This window comes from Streptomyces sp. CA-135486 (assembly GCF_050936555.1).
Lineage (GTDB): Bacteria > Actinomycetota > Actinomycetes > Streptomycetales > Streptomycetaceae > Streptomyces.
The window spans coordinates 1,326,554-1,348,093 of sequence record NZ_JBNJMM010000002.1; the positions used below are offsets into that span (position 1 = coordinate 1,326,554).

At 71.1% G+C, this 21,540-nt stretch carries 20 protein-coding genes; 12 read left to right on the forward strand and 8 right to left on the reverse strand.

What is annotated here, in order from left to right; translation table 11 throughout:
• The first annotated feature begins 118 nt into the window (after window positions 1–118).
• Window positions 119–1,018 carry an NYN domain-containing protein gene (locus ACQEVG_RS25470; protein WP_432987836.1) on the forward strand — a complete coding sequence of 300 codons (900 nt, stop codon included), beginning with the start codon at window positions 119–121 and terminating at the stop codon, window positions 1,016–1,018.
• Here the strand turns inward: ACQEVG_RS25470 and ACQEVG_RS25475 are convergent.
• Window positions 1,009–1,875: an alpha/beta fold hydrolase gene (locus ACQEVG_RS25475; RefSeq protein ID WP_432987838.1), complete on the reverse strand. Its 867-nt coding sequence runs from the start codon at window positions 1,873–1,875 to the stop codon at window positions 1,009–1,011. The genes ACQEVG_RS25470 and ACQEVG_RS25475 overlap by 10 nt on opposite strands.
• A 134-nt stretch (window positions 1,876–2,009) precedes the next feature.
• A complete protein-coding gene (locus ACQEVG_RS25480; protein WP_432987840.1) occupies window positions 2,010–3,803 on the reverse strand; it encodes a DEAD/DEAH box helicase in 1,794 nt (597 codons plus the stop codon).
• Window positions 3,804–4,329: 526 nt separating this feature from the next.
• On the opposite strand from ACQEVG_RS25480, the gene ACQEVG_RS25485 reads away from it, so the two are divergent.
• Complete coding sequence (locus tag ACQEVG_RS25485) at window positions 4,330–5,055, forward strand: ferritin-like fold-containing protein (protein WP_404724231.1); 726 nt, start codon at window positions 4,330–4,332, stop codon at window positions 5,053–5,055.
• An 88-nt stretch (window positions 5,056–5,143) separates the two neighbouring features.
• Here ACQEVG_RS25485 and ACQEVG_RS25490 read toward each other — a convergent pair whose 3' ends face one another.
• The 4 genes from ACQEVG_RS25490 to ACQEVG_RS25505 all read right to left on the reverse strand — a co-directional run bounded on the left by ACQEVG_RS25490 (window position 5,144) and on the right by ACQEVG_RS25505 (window position 6,998).
• Window positions 5,144–5,413, reverse strand: coding sequence for a hypothetical protein (locus ACQEVG_RS25490; protein ID WP_432987844.1), 270 nt, complete (start codon window positions 5,411–5,413; stop codon window positions 5,144–5,146).
• A 156-nt stretch (window positions 5,414–5,569) separates the two neighbouring features.
• Window positions 5,570–5,797 (reverse strand): DUF3107 domain-containing protein, encoded by a 228-nt coding sequence (locus ACQEVG_RS25495; RefSeq protein WP_360873579.1) that lies wholly within the window; start codon window positions 5,795–5,797, stop codon window positions 5,570–5,572.
• Between the two features lie 142 nt (window positions 5,798–5,939).
• On the reverse strand, window positions 5,940–6,617 hold the full coding sequence (locus ACQEVG_RS25500; protein ID WP_432987847.1) for a TetR/AcrR family transcriptional regulator: 678 nt from the start codon (window positions 6,615–6,617) through the stop codon (window positions 5,940–5,942).
• A gap of 147 nt (window positions 6,618–6,764) precedes the next feature.
• Window positions 6,765–6,998: a hypothetical protein gene (locus tag ACQEVG_RS25505; protein WP_432987849.1), complete on the reverse strand. Its 234-nt coding sequence runs from the start codon at window positions 6,996–6,998 to the stop codon at window positions 6,765–6,767.
• Window positions 6,999–7,121: 123 nt separating this feature from the next.
• Between ACQEVG_RS25505 and ACQEVG_RS25510 the strand changes: the two genes are divergently transcribed.
• The 9 genes from ACQEVG_RS25510 to moeZ all read left to right on the forward strand — a co-directional run bounded on the left by ACQEVG_RS25510 (window position 7,122) and on the right by moeZ (window position 16,185).
• On the forward strand, window positions 7,122–8,084 hold the full coding sequence (locus ACQEVG_RS25510; RefSeq protein WP_432987852.1) for an alpha/beta fold hydrolase: 963 nt from the start codon (window positions 7,122–7,124) through the stop codon (window positions 8,082–8,084).
• A gap of 8 nt (window positions 8,085–8,092) precedes the next feature.
• Window positions 8,093–9,388 (forward strand): DUF3152 domain-containing protein, encoded by a 1,296-nt coding sequence (locus ACQEVG_RS25515; protein ID WP_432987855.1) that lies wholly within the window; start codon window positions 8,093–8,095, stop codon window positions 9,386–9,388.
• 81 nt (window positions 9,389–9,469) lie between these two features.
• A complete protein-coding gene (locus ACQEVG_RS25520; RefSeq protein ID WP_432987857.1) occupies window positions 9,470–9,565 on the forward strand; it encodes an Ms4533A family Cys-rich leader peptide in 96 nt (31 codons plus the stop codon).
• Between the two features lie 101 nt (window positions 9,566–9,666).
• Entirely contained in the window at window positions 9,667–9,819 is a 153-nt protein-coding gene (locus ACQEVG_RS25525; protein ID WP_432987859.1) for a hypothetical protein, read from the forward strand.
• 190 nt (window positions 9,820–10,009) lie between these two features.
• Window positions 10,010–11,695, forward strand: a complete 1,686-nt coding sequence (locus ACQEVG_RS25530; protein WP_432987862.1) for a DUF3492 domain-containing protein — start codon at window positions 10,010–10,012, stop codon at window positions 11,693–11,695.
• Entirely contained in the window at window positions 11,692–13,083 is a 1,392-nt protein-coding gene (locus tag ACQEVG_RS25535; RefSeq protein ID WP_432987865.1) for a hypothetical protein, read from the forward strand. Before ACQEVG_RS25530 ends, ACQEVG_RS25535 begins: the two co-directional genes overlap by 4 nt.
• Window positions 13,084–13,225: 142 nt before the next feature.
• Window positions 13,226–14,185, forward strand: coding sequence for an NAD-dependent epimerase/dehydratase family protein (locus tag ACQEVG_RS25540; protein ID WP_432987868.1), 960 nt, complete (start codon window positions 13,226–13,228; stop codon window positions 14,183–14,185).
• The gene (locus ACQEVG_RS25545) at window positions 14,173–14,943 is read left to right on the forward strand and encodes a spherulation-specific family 4 protein (RefSeq protein ID WP_432987870.1); all 771 of its coding nucleotides are present in this window, start codon (window positions 14,173–14,175) and stop codon (window positions 14,941–14,943) included. Before ACQEVG_RS25540 ends, ACQEVG_RS25545 begins: the two co-directional genes overlap by 13 nt.
• A 63-nt stretch (window positions 14,944–15,006) precedes the next feature.
• Window positions 15,007–16,185 carry an adenylyltransferase/sulfurtransferase MoeZ gene (moeZ, locus tag ACQEVG_RS25550; RefSeq protein ID WP_432987873.1) on the forward strand — a complete coding sequence of 393 codons (1,179 nt, stop codon included), beginning with the start codon at window positions 15,007–15,009 and terminating at the stop codon, window positions 16,183–16,185.
• Window positions 16,186–16,269: 84 nt separating this feature from the next.
• Here moeZ and ACQEVG_RS25555 read toward each other — a convergent pair whose 3' ends face one another.
• Entirely contained in the window at window positions 16,270–17,859 is a 1,590-nt protein-coding gene (locus ACQEVG_RS25555) for an alpha/beta hydrolase (protein ID WP_432987876.1), read from the reverse strand.
• A gap of 228 nt (window positions 17,860–18,087) precedes the next feature.
• A complete protein-coding gene (locus tag ACQEVG_RS25560; protein WP_432987879.1) occupies window positions 18,088–20,814 on the reverse strand; it encodes a lysylphosphatidylglycerol synthase domain-containing protein in 2,727 nt (908 codons plus the stop codon).
• A 206-nt stretch (window positions 20,815–21,020) separates the two neighbouring features.
• Between ACQEVG_RS25560 and ACQEVG_RS25565 the strand changes: the two genes are divergently transcribed.
• Complete coding sequence (locus tag ACQEVG_RS25565) at window positions 21,021–21,401, forward strand: MGMT family protein (RefSeq protein WP_432987882.1); 381 nt, start codon at window positions 21,021–21,023, stop codon at window positions 21,399–21,401.
• Window positions 21,402–21,540: the final 139 nt, after the last annotated feature.

Sequence of the window (21,540 nt, forward strand, 5' to 3'; positions counted from 1 at the left end):
TCTGCGTTCTATACCTGTTCAACAGGACGCACCCTGCAAACATTCCCTACGCTAAGGAAATTTTTTGGATGCCTAACTACTGGCAGGTGGCGGCGGGGCCACGGACAATGAGCACCGTATGAACGATGCAGAGATCAACGAGATCAGCGCCCGCCTGGAGCGCACCAACGAGCTGCTCCATCGCATGCTCGCCGAGGTGGCCAAGACCCCTTCTACCCACGCCATCTTCGTCGACGCGGGTTACGTCTATGCTGCGGCCGGGTTGCTTGTAGCGGGTACCGAGGACCGGCGCTCCTTCGATCTGGACGCGGAGGGGCTGATCGAGGCCTTCATCGACAAGGCCCGGACGATCTTCGCGGACAGCAGACTGCTGCGGGTGTACTGGTACGACGGCGCCCGGCGCCGTATCCACACCCCCGAGCAGCAGTCCATCGCCGAGCTGCCGGACGTCAAGGTGCGGCTCGGCAACCTCAACGCGAACAACCAGCAGAAGGGCGTCGACTCACTCATCCGTACGGATCTGGAGTCGCTCGCCCGGCATCGCGCGATCAGCGACGCGGCGCTGGTGGGCGGCGACGAGGACCTGGTCTCGGCGGTCGAGGCGGCCCAGGGGTACGGGGCACGGGTCCATCTGTGGGGCATAGAGGCGGCGGACGGGCGCAATCAGGCGGAACCGCTGCTGTGGGAGGTCGACAGCCAGCGGACCTTCGACCTCGACTTCTGCCGTCCGTACATCACACGCCGCCCGGTCACGACGTACGAGAACGAGGGCGCGCCTCCGCCGTCGCGGGACGAAGTGCGCTTCGTGGGGGCGCAGATCGCGGCGACATGGCTGGCGGAGCGGGGCCGGGACGCGATGGCCGAGCTGCTGCCCGGCCATCCGTATCTGCCCGGCCCGGTGGACCAGGACCTGCTGATCGAGGCGGAGAGAGTGCTGCAGCGGTCACTGAGGGGCCATGCGGTGCTCCGGCGGGGGCTGCGGGACGGCTTCTGGCAGCACCTGCAGTCTCAGTACTGACCCTGCCGGTCCCAGAAGGCCGTGATCGCCGCCGCCGTCTCGGCGGGGCGATCGGTGTTGGGGGAGTGCTCGGCTCCGGCGATCACGGTCCGGCCGGCGCCGAGCCGCCGCGCCATCTCGTCGAGGAGCGGCACCGGCCAGGTGTCGTCACGCTCGCCGGAGATCACATGCTTGGGCAGCGGCTGTACGGCGGCGAGTTCGGCGACCCGGTCGGGCTCGACGGTCAGCTGGCGGCCGGTGGCGATCAACTGGGCGGGATTGTGGCGCAGCCAGCGGCGGCGGAGGTCCTCGCCGTCGTCCTGGGGCGCGTCGGCGTCCTCGGGCGGATCGAGCGCCCTCATGGCTTCCCAGACCCGGTCCATGCTCATCGTCGCGAGTGCGTCGCTGAGCAGCTTGACCTTCCGCTGCTGGGCGGGGGAGATCTGGGCGGGCCCTGAGGACATGAGGGTGAGCGTGCGGAAGGGGGCGGGGTCGAGGAGCACTGCGGCGCGGGCGATCTGTCCGCCGAGGGAGTGCCCGAGGAGGTGCACGGGGCCCTGGATCGACTCGGCCTGAGCGAGCACGTCCTGGGCCAACTCGGCCTGGGCATAGGCCTGTTGGTCGTCGGGGCCGGCGGTCTCGTACTGCCCGCGCCCGTCGACGGCGACCGCGCGGTAGCCGGCGGCGGCGAGGGGCTCGAGCAGCGCGATGAAGTCCTCCTTGCTCCCGGTGTACCCGGGGAGGAGGAGCGCGGTGCCCTTGGCGGCGCGGCCGTTGTCGGTGGGCTGCGCGTCGAGCACGGCGAAGTCGCCGCGGGCGGTGGGGAGGGTGCGGGCGTGGGCGGAGGGGGGCGGCGTGAAGGTGGTCGGGCGACTCATGCGACGAGGCTAACGGGGCTGGGGCTGCGCCGGGACTGCGCCCCGGGGAGCTGCTCCCCGAACCCGGGACTCCGCCCCGGACAGGCCGATGGCCCGGTCCCCATCCCGCGGGGGCCGGGCCATCTGGTCGGGCGTCAGCTTTCGGGCTGGACTGCCTTACGCGTGCGCGTGCGGCGGCGCGGCGGGGTCTCGGATGTCTCCGTGGCCACCGCCTCGGCCGTCTCGACCGGCGCTGCGGCCTTGACCGTGCGCGTGCGGCGGCGGGGCTTGGTCTCGGTCGTTTCCGTGGCCACCGCCTCGACCGTCTCGACCGCCTCTGCCGTCTCCACCGCCTTCACCGCACGGGTACGGCGTCGGGGCTTCGTTTCGGACGTTTCCGTGGCGACTGCCTCGACCGCCTCCGCCGTCTCCACCGCCTTCACCGCACGGGTGCGGCGTCTGGGCTTCGGTTCGGCCTCGGGAGCCGACACCTCGACAACAGCCTCGGCCGCCTCGATCACCGCGACCGCCTCTGCCGTCGATGCTCCCGCTCCCGCACGGGTGCGGCGGCGCCGCCGCGGGGTGCGCGGCTCCGACGGCTCAGCCGACTGGGACGACTCGGACTCCGACTCCGCCGGAGCGTCCGCGTCCGGCGTCAGGAGGGACGAGCCGGACCGGGTACGGCGGCGCTGGCGCGGGGTCCGGGTGCGCGGGGCGCGCTCCTCGGTCGGAGCGGCGGACTTGCGACCGCGGCCGCCCGTCTCGCCGAGGTCCTCCACCTCCTCCGCGGCGAGGCCCGCCCGGGTGCGCTCGGCGCGGGGCAGGACGCCCTTCGTGCCCGCCGGGATGCTCAGCTCCTCGAACAGGTGCGGCGACGTGGAGTACGTCTCGACCGGGTCGCTGAAGCCGAGGTCCAGCGCCTTGTTGATCAGCTGCCAGCGCGGGATGTCGTCCCAGTCGACCAGCGTGATGGCGATGCCCTTGGCGCCCGCGCGGCCGGTGCGGCCGATGCGGTGGAGGTAGGTCTTCTCGTCCTCGGGGGACTGGTAGTTGATGACATGCGTCACACCCTCGACGTCGATGCCACGCGCCGCGACGTCGGTGCAGACGAGGACGTCCACCTTGCCGTTGCGGAAGGCACGCAGCGCCTGCTCACGCGCGCCCTGGCCGAGGTCGCCGTGGACCGCGCCGGAGGCGAAGCCGCGGCGCTGCAGCTGCTCGGCGATGTCGGCCGCCGTGCGCTTGGTGCGGCAGAAGATCATCGCGAGCCCGCGGCCGTCGGCCTGCAGGATGCGGGAGACCATCTCCGGCTTGTCCATGGAGTGCGCGCGGTACACGTACTGCGCGGTGTTCGCGACGGTCGCGCCCTCGTCGTCCGGCGCGGTCGCGCGGATGTGCGTGGGCTGCGACATGTAGCGGCGGGCGAGGCCGATGACCGCACCCGGCATGGTCGCCGAGAACAGCATCGTCTGGCGCTTCGCCGGAAGCAGCTGGATGATCTTCTCGACGTCCGGGAGGAAGCCCAGGTCGAGCATCTCGTCGGCCTCGTCCAGAACGAGCGCCTTGACGTGCGAGAGATTCAGCTTCTTCTGGCCGGCCAGGTCCAGCAGTCGGCCCGGGGTGCCGACGATCACGTCGACGCCCTTCCTGAGCGCCTCGACCTGCGGCTCGTACGCACGGCCGCCGTAGATCGCGAGCACGCGGACATTGCGTACCTTGCCGGCGGTCAGCAGGTCGTTGGTGACCTGCGTGCAGAGCTCACGGGTGGGGACGACCACAAGCGCCTGCGGGGCGTCGGTCAGCTGCTCGGGCTTCGCCCGGCCGGCCTCGACGTCCGCGGGGACGGTGACGCGCTCCAGCAGCGGCAGACCGAAACCGAGCGTCTTGCCGGTGCCGGTCTTGGCCTGGCCGATGACATCGGTGCCGGAGAGCGCGACGGGGAGCGTCATCTCCTGGATGGGGAACGGGGACAGAATGCCGACGGCTTCGAGGGCCTCGGCGGTCTCGGGAAGGATCCCAAGATCACGGAAAGTCGTAGGCTGCGTAGTCAGGGTGTTGCCTCTTCTGTGAGACGCGGCGCGAGGCGAACGATGGGGGGTCGTACCGCGCCTCGGTACTGGGCCGGCCGTGGGTTGGCCGGATGGCGCGGGACCACTGCCGTCGCTCGAGCGCTCATGCCGCTGAGGGGCCCCTCATCTGCGGTTGTACGCAACTGAAGCGCACGGGCCCGCGTGGAGGGCGGTCGGTTTGGAGCCGATCGTGCCACCGACCGGGCATCCTCATGGGGGGTCTGAGGAAGTAAATCCCTCAGTCAAACACTGCGATCGCCCGCCGAGTAACCAAAACGCTCGACAGGCGCATTACCACTGTACCCCGGATTCGTGCATGTGTGTTGGGTGAATTCGTAGGAGCGGCGGTTCGGGCGTGGCTGACCAGGCCCTTCCGCCCTGCGAGGAGCGGGCTATTGTGCGCTTCATGGAGACGCCTGACAACGCCACTGAACACACCGGAATCGCCGCCCAGGACTGGGCCACGGCATCCGCCGACCCCCAGTACCGCGCCGCCGTCGTGGATCTGCTGGGCGCGCTCGCGTACGGCGAGCTGGCGGCCTTCGAGCGGCTCGCCGAGGACGCCAAGCTCGCGCCGACGCTGGCCGACAAGGCGGAGCTGGCGAAGATGGCCTCCGCGGAGTTTCACCACTTCGAGCAGCTGCGTGACCGGCTGACCGCCATCGATGCCGAGCCGACCGCCGCGATGGAGCCGTTCGCCCAGGCGCTGGACGACTTCCACCGCCAGACCGCGCCGTCCGACTGGCTGGAAGGCCTGGTCAAGGCGTATGTGGGTGATTCGATCGCCAGTGACTTCTACCGCGAGGTCGCGGCCCGGCTGGACACCGACACCCGCGCGCTGGTGCTCGCGGTGCTCGACGACACGGGCCACGGCAATTTCGCGGTCGAGAAGGTGCGCGCCGCGATCGAGGCCGAGCCGCGCGTCGGCGGACGGCTCGCGCTGTGGGCGCGGCGGCTGATGGGCGAGGCGCTTTCCCAGGCGCAGCGCGTGGTGGCGGAGCGCGACGCGCTCTCCACGATGCTCGTGGGCGGTGTGGCGGACGGGTTCGACCTGGCCGAGGTGGGCCGGATGTTCTCCCGAATCACCGAGGCGCACACCAAGCGGATGGCGGCGCTCGGCCTCGCGGCATAGGGCGGCGTGGGGCGACCGGCAGTCCTGGGGCGCGGGACGGGCTGATCAATCCGGCCCGTCCGGTGCCCCGGGCCGGTGCGCAGAGTTCTCAGAAGGGGAACGCCCGTCGCAGGCGGCGCGCTGACGGCCGGATCAGCAGCGAGAGCACCACGGCTCCGATCGCCACCGCGCCCACCAGCACCGCCAGGATGTGTCCCGGACCGAGCGCCGCATGCGTCACATACGCGCCGAACAGCGCGCCGATCGGGCCTGTGGTGAACACCACTCGGCGGGACGGCATCCGGTCGGGCAGATGACGGGTGGCTGCCCAGGCCAGGGCGAGTCCGAGCAGGACTGAACCGAGCGCTTCCAGCAGCACTGCTGATCACCTCACGATGCCGGTGCGGGCAAATCGGTCGTAGCCCGTACTACCCGGCGGCATCGGAATACAACCCTCCCCGAGCAGCGGAAGAGGGCCCGGCGGGAAATCCCGCCGGGCCCTCTTCACTTACGCCCTTAGGGCGCTCGCGTCGCCCTACAGCGCGCCGAAGCCCACGCGCCGGGTGGCCGGCTCGCCGATCTCGATGTACGCGATCCGGTCGGCCGGCACCAGGACCTTGCGGCCCTTGTCGTCCGTGAGGCTGAGCAGCTGTGCCTTGCCGGCCAGCGCGTCGGCCACCGCGCGCTCGACCTCCTCGGCGGACTGCCCGCTCTCCAGAACGATCTCCCGGGGCGCGTGCTGCACGCCGATCTTGACCTCCACGGCTATGTCCCTCCGAACGGTCAGTGCGTTGCGCGGTCAACCGCGCCGTACGCAGCACACACTAGCCCGGCGGGCGGGCACGGCAGACGCCCCTCAAGAACGCCAGGAGCGAACACCGGCCGCGGCAGGGGCATCGCGCGCGTCAGTGCTGCTCGATGGGCTCGATGGGCTCGATGGGCTCGATGGGCTCGCTGCCGTGCAGCGGGAAGCCGGCGATGCCCCGCCATGCCAGCGAGGTCAGCAGCTGCACCGCCTTGTCGCGCGGGATGCCGGAGCTGCTGGAGAGCCAGTACCTGGCCACCACCTGGGAGACCCCGCCGAGGCCCACGGCCAGCAGCATGGACTCCTCCTTGGACAGGCCGGTGTCCTCGGCGATCACGTCGGAGATCGCCTCGGCGCACTGCAGCGAGACCCGGTCGACGCGCTCGCGCACCGCGGGCTCGTTGGTCAGGTCCGACTCGAAGACCAGTCGGAAGGCCCCGCCCTCGTCCTCGACGTACGCGAAATACGCGTCCATCGTGGCGGCGACGCGGAGCTTGTTGTCGGTCGTCGACGCGAGGGCCGTACGGACCGCCAGCAGCAGCGACTCGCAGTGCTGGTCGAGCAGGGCGAGATAGAGCTCGAGTTTGCCCGGGAAGTGCTGGTAGAGCACGGGCTTGCTGACGCCGGCCCGCTCGGCGATGTCGTCCATGGCGGCCGAGTGGTAGCCCTGGGCCACGAAGACTTCCTGGGCAGCTCCCAGAAGCTGGTTCCTGCGGGCTCGGCGTGGCAGGCGCGTGCCCCGCGGGCGCGCTGCCTCTGTCTGCTCGATGGCTGTCACGCCGCCTCCCAAAAAATCGTTCTGTGCGCGCTGTGCGCCGCGCCGCCATCGTACTTTTGGGTAACCCGGCTGTGCGTGCCGCGGACGCAGAATTTCACGGACCGGACAGTCGCGGTAGCTCCCGATTCAGGGGCAAAGAGGGGCAGGTCACCGGTAGTCGTCCTCGTCGAGGGCGACGACGCGGGCCTGTTCCACGGCGTCCGCCTCGTTCGCCGTGAGTGGATCGACGCGGGTCAGAGGCTCGTCGTGCTCCGGTCGTACGCCTGTGTGCTGTTCCGCCGCGTCGGCCTCGGGGACCTCCTCGTCGAGCTCTTCAACCTGATCGTCGTCTTCTTCTTCAAAAACTTCAAAGGTGTCGGGGTCGGTGGGATCGACAGGCATGAGGCACCGCTTTCCATGGAGAGCGCCTTTCCTACGAGCGTAGGAGCTCCTGATTCGCAGCGCTACGCGATGTGTGATGCCGAACACACGATCCACGGTGTGATCGTCTCGTAACATTGCCGCATGTCTTCGACAGAGCTGCCTGGAGTCCGCGCCGTCACGGCCGCCGCGGCCCCCAAGGTCGCGGCCGTGCGGGTCGCGGAGGGGGAGGAACTGCGCTCCGTGGAGCTGCCAGGACTGACTCTCAGGGTCAGATCCCGGCCCCCGGCGCGCGCCGGACTGCCGCCCGCGCTGTACGTCCACGGGCTCGGCGGTTCCTCGCTCAACTGGTCTTCGCTGATGCTGCTGCTCGAGGACGTCGTGGACGGTGAGGCGATCGACCTGCCCGGCTTCGGGGACTCCCCGCCGCCGGACGACGGCAACTACTCGATCACCGCCCACGCACGGGCGGTGATCCGTCATCTCGACGCCGCCGGGCGCGGGCCCGTGCATCTGCTCGGGAACTCTCTGGGCGGCGCGGTCTCCACCCGCGTCGCGGCCGTCCGGCCCGACCTGGTGCGCACGCTCACCCTTGTCTCACCCGCGCTGCCCGAGCTGCGTGTCCAGCGCTCCGCCGTGCCGACCGCGCTGCTCGCGTTGCCCGGCGTGGCCCTGCTGTTCACCCGACTCACCAAGGACTGGTCGGCCGAGCAGCGCACCAAGGGAGTGCTGGAGCTCTGTTACGGAGACCCCGCGCGCGTCGGCGACGAGGCGCTGCGCAATGCTGTGGAGGAGATGGAGCGGCGCACACAACTCCCGTACTTCTGGGACGCGATGGCCCGCTCGGCCCGGGGAATCGTCGACGCGTACACCCTGGGCGGTCAGCACGGACTGTGGCGGCAGGCGGAGCGGGTGCTCGCGCCGACGCTGCTCGTCTACGGAGGGCGGGACCAGCTCGTGTCGTACCGTATGGCGCGCAAGGCGGCAGCGGCCTTCAGGGATTCCCGGCTGCTGACGCTCCCGGACGCGGGGCATGTCGCCATGATGGAGTACCCGGATACGGTCGCCCTGGCCTTCCGGGAGCTGCTCGACGACCGTAGGAGCTGATCCGGGGCGTGGGACGACACAGCCGCAAAGGCCCCGCACCCAAGGGCTCGGATTCGGACAGCACGGCCGGCATAGGGACCACGGACTCCGGCGGTGGACGGCGCAGACGCGCAGCCGCACCGGGATCCGAGCAGCACGCTCCCGCCGACTACGGCACACCGCAGGCCAGGGGCGGCCACCCCGAGCAGCGTGAGCAGGGCGGCGGCTGGGGCATACCGCGGCAGTACCAGAACTGGCAGGGTGCCCCGGGCGGTCAGCGGGCGCAGCCGCCTCCCGCGCCGCCGCGGACGGTCGCCACCGGGGCGCGAATACCGGGCCCGCGACGGGAGTTCGTCGAGGCCTTCGACCAGCCGCGGGCGCAGTCCCAGTCCCAGCAGGACGGACAACCGGAGTCCGATCCGTATACCTCCGTCACATCCTGGTCCGACGAGCCGGGCGGGCCCGACGTGCTCGACGACCGGGAGGGCGCGCCGCAGGAGCAGCCCGCCAAGGCGGGCAAGGGGCGCACCTTCACCGGGATCGCCGCCGCCGCGGTGACCACCGTTCTCGCCGTCGTCGTGGCCGGCCAGGTGGCCGCCGACGATCCCGGCCGCCCCACCGCCCAGTCCGCGGGCGACGACCGGGGCGCGGCCGAGAGCCCGGCGTCCCGGTCCGAGGACCGGAAGGCGCCGCCGGAGGACCGGCAGGCCGCCGCGCCGGGGGCCTCGTACCAGCAGCTGATGGCGACTCGGTTCCCCATCGACGCCAAGCTGACGGCGAGCGGGAAATTCCAGGCGGTCCCCGGCTTCGACAGGGCGCCGGGCAAGGGCCGCAAGATCCGCTACCGGGTGGATGTCGAGCAGGGCCTCGGACTGGACGGCGCGCTCTTCGCCAAAGCGGTCCAGGAAACCCTCAATGACGACCGCAGTTGGGCGCACGGCGGTGAGATGACCTTCGAGCGGATCTCGTCCGGTGAGCCGGAATTCGTCATTACGCTGGCGAGTCCGGGGACCACGGCGGACTGGTGCGCCAAATCCGGTCTGGATACCACGGTCGACAATGTCAGCTGTGATTCCGCGTCGACCGACCGCGTGATGATCAACGCGTACCGCTGGGCCCAGGGCTCGGTGACGTACGGCGACAAGGCGATGGTCATCTACCGCCAGATGCTCATCAACCACGAGGTCGGGCACCGGCTCGGGCACGGCCATGTGAGCTGTCGCACGCCCGGGGCGCTCGCGCCGGTCATGCAGCAGCAGACCAAGTCGCTGGACATCGACGGGATCAAGTGCAAACCCAACCCCTGGGTGTATCCCAGCAGTTGAGTCCATAATGCGAGACGGGTGTCTCGCGCCCGGCTGTTGACGGCGTTGACAGCGGCCGCGAGGGCGTACATATTTCTCGGCATGTCGCACCGTCACGCCGCCTCCGATCGCGCCGCCATTGAGCTGGCGCTCATCGGCGTGACCGGGCACAGCGTGGCCGACATTCACTGTCGCTGACGCCTGTCCGAGCGCGCACCGGCCCACATTTCTCAGCCGATTTCTGCCGCGCCCGGGCGTATCACGTCCGCAGGCGCGGCATTTCGCGCGACGGCCGCATCGTGGAGCAGGGCGCTGTCGACGAGGTGTACGACTCGCCCCAGGACCCGTACGCGAAGGAGCTGCTCGCCGCCGTGCCCGCGCTCGACCCCGTGCTCGCGGCGGTCCGCCGGTCCGCCCGCAGACAGCTGCGCGAGGAGCTGGCCGCAGCCTGACGTTCCGTAATGGTGTGACACCTTAGCGCGACGGAACGCCACCGGCGCGCGAAAGTTACGTGCATTCACCCCTTCCGGTGGTGCGACGGACAACCGTCCGTCGTACCACCGGTACACCGGCTTAACGTCGTCCCGCTGTGAGCCGCCGGATCAACGGCGGCCGCCCACAAGGGAGATCGGGGGTGCGCTCGTGCGGATCGGGCTGCTTACGGACGGTGGTTATCCGTATGCGACAGGTGAGTCCAGGCTGTGGTGCGACCGGCTTGTGCGCGGACTGGCGCAGCACGAGTTCGACATCTACGCGCTGAGCCGGAGCGCGCAGCAGGAGGACCACGGCTGGATCCAGCTCCCGCCGCAGGTGCAGCGTGTGCACACCGCCCCGCTGTGGGCGCCCGAGGACGACGGACGCACCTATGGGCGCCGTGAACGGCGGCGCTTCGTCAGCCACTTCAAGGAGCTGGCCACAGCGCTGTGCGGGGAGAACGGCGACTTCGCCGAAGGGCTGTACGGCCTTGCCGAACTCGCCCGCGAGCGCGGCGGCCTCTACGCCGCCCTGCGCTCCGAACTCGCCGTACGCGTCCTCGAATCCGCCTGCCGCGCCCCCGGCACACGCCGCACCGTGCACGCCGCCACGGTCCTCGACTACCTCGCCTTCGTGGACCGACTCGAGCGCGCACTGCGGCCGCTCTCGCTCGACTGGTATCGCGATGACGGACTCGGTGCCGTGGACCTCTGCCATGCGGCGTCCGGCGGATCCGCGGCCCTGACCGGCCTGTTGGCCAAACGCTTCTTCGGGGCGCCGCTGCTGGTCACGGAGTACGGCGTACAGCTGCGCGCGCACTATCTGGCGGCCGCTGACCGCGAACTGACCGCGCCGGTACGGGCCCTGCTCGCCGCCTTCCAGGGCAGGCTCGCCGCCGAGGTGTACACGCAGGCCTCCCTCATCACGCCCGGCAATGCGCATGCCCGGCGCTGGCAGGAGAAGTGCGGTGCCGACCGGGCCAAACTGCGGATCGTCTACCCCGGCATGGAGTCGGACCGTTTCGCCGCGGTGGGCGACGGCGACGACAGCGGCGATGGGCACACCCTCGTCTGGGTGGGCAGGATCGAGCCCGCCAAGGACCTCATCGCGCTGCTGCACGCGTTCGCGGAGGTGCGCAAGGAGGAGCCGGGCGCGCGGCTGAGGCTGTTCGGGGCGCCGGTGCAGGGGCCGGAGGCCACGACATATCTCGCCCACTGCAAGGCGCTGGCCGCCCAGCTCTTCCCCGACGAGGCGGCCGACGCGCACGCCGTCGGCGACAACCCCGTCTCCTTCGAGGAGATCGGCGGACCCGAGGCCCCCGAACTCGCCGACGCATACGCCGCAGGCGCCGTGGTCGTCCTGTCCAGCGTCATCGAGGGCTTCCCGATCAGCCTGGTGGAGGCGATGTTCTGCGGCCGCGCGACCGTCTCCACGGACGCCGGCGCGGTCGTCGAAGTCATCGGGGGCACGGGCCTGGTCGTGCCCCCGCGCAATCCGCGGGCGCTCGCGGACGCGTGTCTCGCTCTGCTGCGCGACCCCGAGCGCCGGGAACGGCTGGGCGCCGCCGCACGCGCCCGGGCGCTCGAACTGTTCACGATCGAGCAGAACCTGACGGCATTTCGCGCCCTGTACCTGGAGCTGATCTCGCACTCCCCGGTCCGGCGCGAGGCCGAGTCCATCGGCGCCGACGGCGAGCCGCTGCCCTTCGCCCGCCCGGCCGAGGCGTATGTGCCCGGGAACTGGACGGGCGGCGGCACCGCGTCGGGCGGCCGCATCCCGCGCTGGGCGAACGGCCCGGGGCCGTTGCGCGGTCTGATCGGCGCGGCTGCGACCCGGAAGGAGGCACGGGCATGAGTACACCGCGCATCACGGAGAGCGCGGCCGGAGAAGAACCGGCGGGCGTGCGCTCCCTCGACAGCCTGGCCGGCATTCCGGTCGATGTCCCGCTCGATGTCCCGCTCGATGTCCCGATCGACATCCCGGTCGACATCCCGGTCGACATTCCCAGTGCGCCCCTCAGTCCCGGCGGCTGGGACACCTGCGCGGACGCGCTGCTCGCCGACCCCCTCGCGACAGTCGACAAGGCGGCCGACAAGGCGGCCGACAAGCGGCCCGGCAGGACGGGCGGACGGACGCCCGAGCAGGCGTCCGGCAAGACGACCGCGCGCAAGCCCCCGGCCCCGCGCCGCGGCCCCGCCGACCCCGTCAGAGCGCTGATGCACCGCCACCGGGAGCTGTGCGAACGGGCCGTCGACCCCTTGGAGATCGCCGCGGGCCTCGAAGCCCACGGCGTCACCGACCGGACCGCCGCCCGCTTCCGCCACCGGGACGTCTTCTCCCTCGCCGAGGAGCTCTACGCGCGCGTGCCACGAGGAGCCGAGTCGTCGGCGGCAGCCGACCGCCCGGCGCGCGTCGCACCGACGCGGACACGTCCAGGCGCGGGACGCGTGCTCCTCGTGCTGCTGCCGGGCGCCGTCTGCGCTCTCGCCGTCGCCGGCACGGAGGCGATGGAAGGCGCCGCCCGGATCGCCGCCGGAGCCGTCGGCGCCGTAGTGGCGGCCGTGGTGCTCACGCTGTGTCTGCGTCACGGCCCACTGCGCGCCCAGCGGCGCACCGTCCCCGCCGTACGCCTGTGGACGCTCTGGCTGCTGGCGTACGCGGCGTACGGCGAAGGACTCCTCGACCAGATCGTCGGCGGCGGCCCCGATGGACCCCTGCCGCTGGCCCCCGCCCCGCTTGTCGCCCTCGCCGTCGCCGTCGCCCCAGCGGCCTGCTGCGCCTGGCTCTTCTCGGTACAGGCGCGGCGCAGGCTCGACGGCAGCCGCGGCCTCGACGAGTTCACCTCCGGCGTGCGCCCCCTGCTGCTCGGATTTGTCGCGCTGTATGTCTGCGCTCTCACGGCGCTCGTCCTGCTGGCCGGGCTCGCCCTCCCGCACACGGGCGCCGTGCCCGCCGTCGCCCTCGGCGCCCTGCTCTTCCTGGCCCGGCTGCTCATCGTCCACGGCTTCCCCGAGTCGGCGGCCGCCGGACTCGCCGCCGCCTGCGCGGCCGAAGCCATCGCGCCCGCGCTGCTGCTGGCCGCACGCCTGCCCGGCTGCGGCTTTCTGGCGGGCCCCGTCGATGCGGCCGTCGGCGCCTGGGGCGCCGGATCCGTGCCGGCCATCGCCTGCGGGACCGCCGCACTCTGCCTGCTGGCCCACGCCACGGCGGCCCTGTCACGGGCCTCGGCGCACACCGTCTGACCTCCCGCGGAGCCGACACCGCGGGCGTCCCCCGGCACCAGTACCGGCGCCGGTTCCGGCACCGAAAGCACCATCCCTAAGGAGAAAGCGACATGACCCCTCAACCCCCAGCTCGGGCCCGTCGGTACCAAGGGGCCGCGCGATGAGGGTGCTGCTGCTCGGTGCCAATGGATTCCTCGGCCGCTTCGTCGCCGACCGGCTGCTCGCGGACCCGGCCGTGCACCTCACCGCCCTCGGTCGCGGCGACGACGCCGACGTACGCTTCGACCTCGCCGGAGGCAGCCCCGGAGCCCTCACCCGCTTCCTGGGCGCCGTCCATCCCGGCGTCGTCATCAACTGCGCCGGTGCCACCCGCGGCGGCGCCCGCGATCTGACCCGGCACAACACCGTCGCCGTCGCCACCGTCTGCGAGGCCCTGCGCCGCAGCGGCTGCGGCGCCCGGCTCGTCCAGCTCGGCTGCGCCTCCGAGTACGGCCCCTCCCAGCAGGGCTCGTCGACCGCGGAGGACGCGATCCCGCGCCCCGGCGGCCCGTACGGCGTGAGCAAGCTCGCCGCCACCGAGCTGGTGCTCGGCGCGGGCCTGGACGCCGTCGTGCTGCGGGTCTTCTCGCCCGTCGGGCCCGGCACTCCGGCCGGCTCCCCGCTCGGCCGCCTCGCCGAGGCGATGCGCCGCGCGATGCAGGCCGGCGACGGCGAGCTGAAGCTCAGCGGCCTGGGCGTGCAGCGGGACTTCGTCGACGTACGGGACGTGGCGCGCGCCGTCCACGCCGCCTCGCTCTCCGCGGCCCAGGGCATCGTCAACATCGGTACGGGACGTGCCGTACGACTGCGGGACGCGGCGGCCGTCCTCGCCAGGGTCGCGGGGTACGCGGGCGCGCTGCACGAGCTGGACACCCCGTCCGGCCGCCCGCCCCTCGGCGGCCCGCGCTCCGAGTCCGTCCTGGAGCAGCTGGCCGCGCCCCCGGTGCCCTATCCCGACGGCAGCGGCAGCTGGCAGCAGGCGGACGTCCGCACCGCCCGCGACCGGCTCGGCTGGCGCCCGCGTATCAACCTCGAAGAGTCCCTTGCCGACATCTGGATGGAGGCGGCATGCCGCATCTGACCACCACCGGCACCCAGCTCTCGGCGACCGGCGCGGAGAGACTCGGCTTCGGCGTCCCCGGCTATGCCCACCCGCTGCTGGCGCCCGTCGAATGGGCGGAACTGACCCGGCCGGGAACCCCCCTGCACTGGGTCGTCCTCAATGTCGACGACGGCCCAGGCGACCGCCCCGACCCGCACTGCCTGGAGGCCGCGGGCAAGCTGAGCAACGCCGGCGTACGCGTCCTCGGCCATCTCGACATGGCGCACGGCTCGCGCCCGTTCGGCGATCTCGTCGCCGATGCGCACCACTATCTCGAGTGGTACCGGGTGGAGGGCTTTCTGCTCGACCGATGTCCCACGGACCGCGCCGACCTTCAGGAGGTGCGGCGTACGACGGCGACGCTGGAGGCGGTCCTCGACGGTGGCCATCTGGTGCTGGGGCACGGCGCCCACCCGTATCCCGGATATGCGGAGGCCGCCGACCAGCTGGTCACCTTCTCCGGGCGGTGGGCCGACTACCGCTGGTCACAGGTGGCGGAGTGGACGGCTGACCACCCACCGGAGCGCTTTGTGCACTTCGTCCATGGGGTGCCGCGTACCCATCTGGAGGAGGCCACCCGCATCGCGCGCTGGCAGGGCGCGGGGACGATCTTCTTCACCGACCGCACCGATGGGACGGGGTCGGGCGGTCAAAGGGGATGCATCGACCCATTCGAGACACTGCCCGGTTACTGGGACGAAATCGTCTCGCAGATCGGACGGGGTGTCTCGGAATGAGGGGGGCCGTGGCAGTGTTACGGAGAGAACAACCGTACTGACATACCGATCAACGGAGTCCCCGTGTCGCTGCCACCCCTGGTCGAGCCAGCTGCTGAGCTCACCGTCGACGAGGTCCGCAGGTACTCCCGCCACCTGATCATCCCCGATGTCGGGATGGACGGGCAGAAGCGGCTGAAGAACGCCAAGGTGCTCTGTGTGGGCGCGGGCGGTCTGGGTTCGCCGGCCCTGATGTACCTGGCCGCGGCCGGTGTCGGCACGCTCGGCATCGTGGAGTTCGACGAGGTCGACGAGTCGAACCTGCAGCGCCAGATCATCCACAGCCAGGCCGACATCGGCCGCTCCAAGGCCGAGTCCGCGAAGGACTCGGTGCTCGGCATCAACCCGTACGTGAACGTCGTCCTGCACGAAGAGCGGCTCGAGGCCGAGAACGTGATGGACATCTTCAGCCAGTACGACCTGATCGTCGACGGCACCGACAACTTCGCGACCCGCTACCTGGTCAACGACGCGTGCGTGCTGCTGAACAAGCCGTACGTCTGGGGCTCGATCTACCGCTTCGACGGCCAGGCCTCCGTCTTCTGGTCCGAGCACGGTCCCTGCTACCGCTGCCTCTACCCCGAGCCCCCGCCGCCGGGCATGGTCCCGAGCTGCGCCGAGGGCGGCGTGCTGGGCGTGCTGTGCGCGTCCATCGGCTCCATCCAGGTCAACGAGGCCATCAAGCTGCTGGCCGGCATCGGTGAGCCGCTGGTCGGCCGGCTGATGATCTACGACGCCCTGGAGATGCAGTACCGCCAGGTCAAGGTCCGCAAGGACCCGAACTGCGCCGTGTGCGGTGAGAACCCCACCGTCACTGAGCTCATCGACTACGAGGCCTTCTGCGGCGTCGTGTCCGAGGAGGCCCAGGAGGCGGCGGCCGGTTCGACGATCACTCCCAAGCAGCTCAAGGAGTGGATCGACGACGGCGAGAACATCGACATCATCGACGTCCGTGAGATCAACGAGTACGAGATCGTCTCGATCCCGGGTGCGCGGCTGATCCCGAAGAACGAGTTCCTGATGGGCACCGCCCTGGAGGCGCTGCCGCAGGACAAGAAGATCGTCCTGCACTGCAAGACGGGTGTCCGCAGTGCGGAAGTCCTCGCGGTCCTCAAGTCCGCGGGCTTCGCCGACGCGGTGCACGTCGGCGGCGGCGTGATCGGCTGGGTCAACCAGATCGAGCCGGACAAGCCGATCTACTGACGCAGGCCTTGTGCGCGGGCCCCGGACCGGAGTGCCGGTCCGGGGCCTTTCGCGCTGCTGAGGGGTTCTGCGCGCCGCTCCCGCTCACGAGCACGTCGTGCCGTTCGCCGGGACCTTGCCGTCCAGCAGATACGCGTTCACGGCCTGCTGTACGCACTTGTTGCCGCTGTCGTACGCGCCGTGGCCCTGGCCCTTGTACGTGAGCTCCACGCCGACACCCTTGCCGAGGGCGTTGACCATCGCCCGCGCACCTTCGTACGGGGTCGCCGGGTCGCCGGTGTTGCCGATGACGACGATGGGCGGCGCGCCGGGAGCCGATACGTCGGGCGTGGACCAGGCCCCGGGCACCGGCCACTCGGTGCAGCCCATCAGGGACCACCCCAGGTAGTCGCCGAAGACCGGCGAGGCCGCACGGAACTCCGGCAGCTTCGCCCTGGTCTGCTCCAGGGAGTAACGGTCCTTGGAGTCCACACAGTTGATGGCCGCGTTGGCCGCCTGGATATTGCTGTAGTCACCGTTCTCGCTGCGCCCGTTCATCGCGTCGGCGAGCGCGAGCAGCAGTCCGCCGTTGCCGCCGTCGGCCTCGTCGAGCCCCTGTTCCAGATACTTCCAGTACTCCTTGGAGTACAGAGCCTGCGCGATGCCGCCGGTGGCCAGGGACTGGGTCAGCATCCGGTCGCCGCTGCCGGGGATCGGCTTCTTGTCGAGCTGCTGGAGGAGCGCGATGATCCAGTTCTGGATCTCCTGCGGTGTGGAGCCGGGCAGCAGGCACTTGTCACCGCGGTTCACGCAGTCCTGGGCGAAGTTGGTGAGCGCGAGCTGGAAGCCCTTCGTCTGGCCCAGGGAGCTCTGCTCGGCGTTCTTCGTCGGGTCGACGACGGCGTCGAAGACGGCCCGGCCGACGTTCGACGGATACAAGTGGGCGTAGACGCCGCCCAGTTCGGTGCCGTACGAGATGCCGAAGTAGTAGAGCTTCTTGTCGCCCAGGACCTGGCGCATCAGGTCCATGTCGCGGGCGGCGTTGGTGGTTCCGACGTACGGGAGTTCGTCTCCGGAGTTCTTTTTGCAGGCCTCGGCGAAGGACTTCAGGCTGTTCGTGAACGTCTTCTCCTCGGCGGCGTCGTCGGGCGTCGCGTCCTGTTCGTAGTACGCGTCGAGCTGCTTGTCGTCCTCGCACTCCACGCCCGCGCTGCGGCCGACCCCGCGCGGGTCGAAGCTCACGAGGTCGTAGCGGGTGTGCAGGGCGGTGTAGTCGGGAGCGGCGGCGGGCAGATTGGCGACCCCGGAGCCGCCGGGCCCGCCGAAGTTGAAGATGAGGGAGCCGATCCGCTTGTTCGGGTCACGGGCCTTGGCGCGGATCAGAGCCAGTTCGATGGTGTCGCCGCCCGGCTTTTCGTAGTCGAGCGGGGCCTCCATGAAGGAGCACTCCCAGGCGATGCCGCCGGGCAGGGGCGACGGCGGGGTCCCGCCGCCCTCCGCCTCCGAGGGGGCGGGGCACGTCTGCCACTGCAGCTTCTGGGTGGCGAAGTCCGCCCGGGCCTGGTCCGTGCTCTTGCCCTTGTCGCCGTTGTCGGAGCAGCCGGCGGCGGCCAGCAGCACGGAGACCGAGGCGACGAGGGCGACGGCACGGGCGGCTGCGGAAGCGGCGCGCACCGCCGAGAAAGAGGTCGGCATGCGGCCATCGTGCGCCGCGCGCGGGGGCCGCGCCCGCGACGACGGTCCATGCGGGTGGTCCAGCCGGATCAAGCCGGTCCGGAGTTTGAGGCCGGCCCGCGCAGATCAAGCCCGTCCGCGTCCTGCGCACATCGAGCCCGCCCGGCGTCCTGCGCACATCAAGCCCGCCCGGGCACATCAAGCCCGTCCGGCGATTGAGGACAAAGCGGCCACCGGACGACCCCGGTACTACAGCGCACCCTTGCGCGTCAGGTGGTTGAACGCGAACCACCCCGGCAGCACCGGCACCCACAGCGTCATCATCCGGTACAGCAGCACCGCCGGCGCCGCGACCTCCTTGGGCACCCCGGCCACGATCAGACCGAAGGTGAGCGCACCCTCCACCGCGCCCACACCGCCCGGTGTCGGCGCCGCCGAGCCCAGCGCGTTGCCCGCCAGGAACACCACGGCGATGCTCGCGTAACTGAGCGGCTGGTTGCCGTTGTCGAAGGCCCGGATCGACGCGTCCAGACACATCACGAACACACCGGTCAGCAGCAGCATCCCGCCGATGCCGGTGAGCAGCTTCATCGGCCGCTGCAGTACGTCGAGCATCCGCGGCACGACCCCGGCGAACAGCGAACGCAGCCGCGTCGAGACGAACTTGCGCAGGAACGGGATCGCGGTCACCACCAGCACCAGCACGGCGACCGTCAGCAGCCCCGCGATCACCGTCCTCGACGGGGTGAGCGACGCGGTCTTCTCCGTACCGGTCAGATAGCCGAAGGAGAGCAGCAGCAGGATGTGCGCGCCGAGGCCGAAGAGCTGGGAGGCGCCGACACTGGCCACGGCTAGCCCGGGCCGTACGCCCGAGCGCTGCAGGAAGCGGGTGTTCAGGGCGACGCCGCCGACCGCCGCCGGAGCGACGATCTTGACGAAGGACCCGGCGACCTGCGCGACGACGGTCCGCATGAAGGACACCCGCTCCGGCACGAAGCCGAGCAGGCTCATCGCCGCCGCGAGGTAGCTGAGCGCGGAGAAGGCGACCGCGGCGGCCACCCAGCCCCAGTGGGCCCGGCCGAACACGGTGCCGAAGTCGATGCCGGCGAGCTGCGAGAGCAGGAAGTACGCGGCGACCGCGCCCGCGATGAAGCTGACGAGCGTACGCGGCCTGATCCGTTCGAGACGGACCGGCTCGACCGGCGCCTGCGGCCTGATCAGCAGCATCTGGCGACGGATCTGGGAGAGCAGATCCTCCTCGCGCGCCTCGTCCATGGCCTCGCCCATGGCCTTCTTGTCGGCCTGTTTCTCCGCGCGCTCCGTCTTGCGTACGGACTTGCGGTCGGCCTCGGCCCCCTCCGTACGGTCCTGTTTGGCGGCCTGGGACGCCGCAAGCACCGCGTCCCGCTCGCGCTGCGACCGCTCGCGGGCGAGCTTGCGCAGCGTCGCCCGGGTCGAGCGGCTGAGCGCGATCGGCTGCAGCAGGGGCAGGCAGTCGGCGACCTGGTCGGGACCGAGCACCTCGACCGCCGTGGCGACCGCCCGCTCGGCGCCCACCCGCAGGCCGATCGTGGTGAGCAACTGCGCGATGTCCATGCGCAGCACCAACTCGCCGGCCGCGATCTCGCCGCCGCGCAGATCCGTGAGGATCACCTTGCCGGAACGATCCACCAGAATCGCGTCGCCGGTCAGCCGCCGGTGCGCGATACGCCTCGACTGGAGCGCCTTCACCTGCTGCCAGGCCCCGCGGACCACGTCGTCGGTGACCTCGTCGTCCGCCAGGGAGTCCAGGGAACGGCCGCCCAGGTGCTCGTACACGAGCATCACGGCGTCCGGACCGAGCTCGGAGGTGGCGATCAGCCTGGGGGCGTTGGCTCCTGCGGCGATCGCCGCGTAGGCCAGCAGCGCCTCCTGCTCCAGGGCCTGACGCAGCGACTGGATGGAGCGGCGGGTGGTGATGGAGCGAAGCGTCAGCCGGCGCCAGACCCGGTAGAAGAAGCCCTGCGCCTGCTGCTCCCGGTCGACGACCGTGACATCGAGGGGCGAGCCCTCCTCCAGCGTGACCAGATAGCGCCGACCGCGGTCGCCCTGTTCTGCGGAGTCGGGGACGTCCTCGGCGCGCATGGCGGTGACCGGGCGGAAGCCGACATGGCGCAGACCGGCCAGCAGGGTCTGGCCGGTGGGCCGTACGTTCGGCGAGCCGACGGCGTACAGCGTGCCGTAGGCGACGGTCCAGCCGAGCAGCACGGTGAGGATGATCGAGAACGGGGTGGTGTACCCGGCGACCAGCATCGCGAAGGCGTCGAGCAGCAGCACCACCCACAGGACCACCCGCCATCGCGGTCTGCGGGCCATTCCGACGGCCGTCATATAGGCGATGACGGGGGCGAGATAGCCGTGCACGGGATCGGTGAGGCCGCCGCCCGTCTGGGTCTGGGTCAGTGCGTCCTGGAGGGTGTCGGGCGCGGCCCTGGCGACCCACAGGTCGGTGGCGAGGGTGACGCCGTGCGCCAGCACGGCGGCGAGGACGCCGTCCGCGATGCGCAGGCCGTCCCGTTTGATCAGCCGCTCGATCGCGAAGGCGACCGGGACGAGCAGTACGGCGATGCTGGAGACCAGACCGGCGATCTTGACCAGCAGGTCGGGCGCCTGGCCGGTGCCCTTGTTGATGTCCTGTTCGAGGCCGGATGTGGTGCCGTGGGCGAAGGCGGCGACGGCGAGCACGACCGCGATCGCGAGGATGCCGATGAGCAGGCGCAGCAGATCGGAGGGGCGGTGGACGCGGGCGGCGAGCAGCGGCTCGTCCCCCGAGACCCGGTCGACGCTGCCCACGTCGGTTTCCTCTGCTGGCTTGGGCTGGTCCTCGTGCTGTGGCTTGGGCTGGTCCTCGTGCTGCCTTCCCTCCGAGGCTACGGGGGAGGGCGCGTCCGGGTGCGACTCGGCCTCAGGGGTGCTTGCCGCCTTCTGAGGCTGCACGCCCTGCTCCTTCGCCGTCTCGGTCTCTTCTTGATCTCGTATCACCAGTCACCGCCCGCATGATGGTGGCACGACCGGACGACAGAGGGGTGCATCAGGGTGCATCGAGGGGGCGCGAGGTGCGTAAGATACGCCCCTTTGCTTCCTGCGGTCCACTGTGAGCGCCGTGTCCGCGGGCCGGGGCGTTGTCGGTGGCGTGCGGCAGGATGGGCCGGATGGAAGAGCTGCCGGAGTACGCGGAGCGGGTGCTCGAGGTCACCGAGCTGATCCCGCCTGGCCGGGTGATGACGTACGGGGACGTCGCCGAGTGGCTGGACGAGGGAGGCCCGCGCCAGGTCGGCCGCGTGATGGCGTTGTACGGCGGCGGGGTGCCCTGGTGGCGCGTCGTGCGCGCGGACGGCACGCTGCTGCCCGGCCACGAGCTCCGCGCGCTCGCGCAGTACCGCGCGGAGGGGACGCCCCTGCGCCCGGCCGCACGCAGCTCCGAAGGCCATGTGCCGCGCATCGACATGAAGCACGCGCGATGGGACGGCGGCGACGGTGCGGTCGGGGGCGAGGGTCCCGGGGACAACAGCGCTCACATATGACAGCTTCCGCCAAACGCCGGCGGCGCGGGTGCTCCGGGGACCGTACGGATTACCAGGAGCACGCGGAGTACGCGACAGACTCACTGCGTCCCCGGGCGCTGGCGTAGCGTCTTCAGCGCGCGGTACGAACCGCTCCCTC

Bases quoted from the DNA above. Each gene is read 5' to 3' on its own strand.
- ACQEVG_RS25505 (WP_432987849.1), bottom strand. From the start codon at position 6,998: ATGCCTGTCGATCCCACCGACCCCGACACCTTTGAAGTTTTTGAAGAA.
- ACQEVG_RS25520 (WP_432987857.1), top strand. From the start codon at position 9,470: ATGTCGCACCGTCACGCCGCCTCCGATCGCGCCGCCATTGAGCTGGCG.
- ACQEVG_RS25555 (WP_432987876.1), bottom strand. From the start codon at position 17,859: ATGCCGACCTCTTTCTCGGCGGTGCGCGCCGCTTCCGCAGCCGCCCGT.
- ACQEVG_RS25480 (WP_432987840.1), bottom strand. From the start codon at position 3,803: ATGACGCTCCCCGTCGCGCTCTCCGGCACCGATGTCATCGGCCAGGCC.
- ACQEVG_RS25475 (WP_432987838.1), bottom strand. From the start codon at position 1,875: ATGAGTCGCCCGACCACCTTCACGCCGCCCCCCTCCGCCCACGCCCGC.
- ACQEVG_RS25565 (WP_432987882.1), top strand. From the start codon at position 21,021: ATGGGCCGGATGGAAGAGCTGCCGGAGTACGCGGAGCGGGTGCTCGAG.
- ACQEVG_RS25540 (WP_432987868.1), top strand. From the start codon at position 13,226: ATGAGGGTGCTGCTGCTCGGTGCCAATGGATTCCTCGGCCGCTTCGTC.
- ACQEVG_RS25470 (WP_432987836.1), top strand. From the start codon at position 119: ATGAACGATGCAGAGATCAACGAGATCAGCGCCCGCCTGGAGCGCACC.
- ACQEVG_RS25535 (WP_432987865.1), top strand. From the start codon at position 11,692: ATGAGTACACCGCGCATCACGGAGAGCGCGGCCGGAGAAGAACCGGCG.
- ACQEVG_RS25510 (WP_432987852.1), top strand. From the start codon at position 7,122: ATGTCTTCGACAGAGCTGCCTGGAGTCCGCGCCGTCACGGCCGCCGCG.
- ACQEVG_RS25545 (WP_432987870.1), top strand. From the start codon at position 14,173: ATGCCGCATCTGACCACCACCGGCACCCAGCTCTCGGCGACCGGCGCG.
- ACQEVG_RS25485 (WP_404724231.1), top strand. From the start codon at position 4,330: ATGGAGACGCCTGACAACGCCACTGAACACACCGGAATCGCCGCCCAG.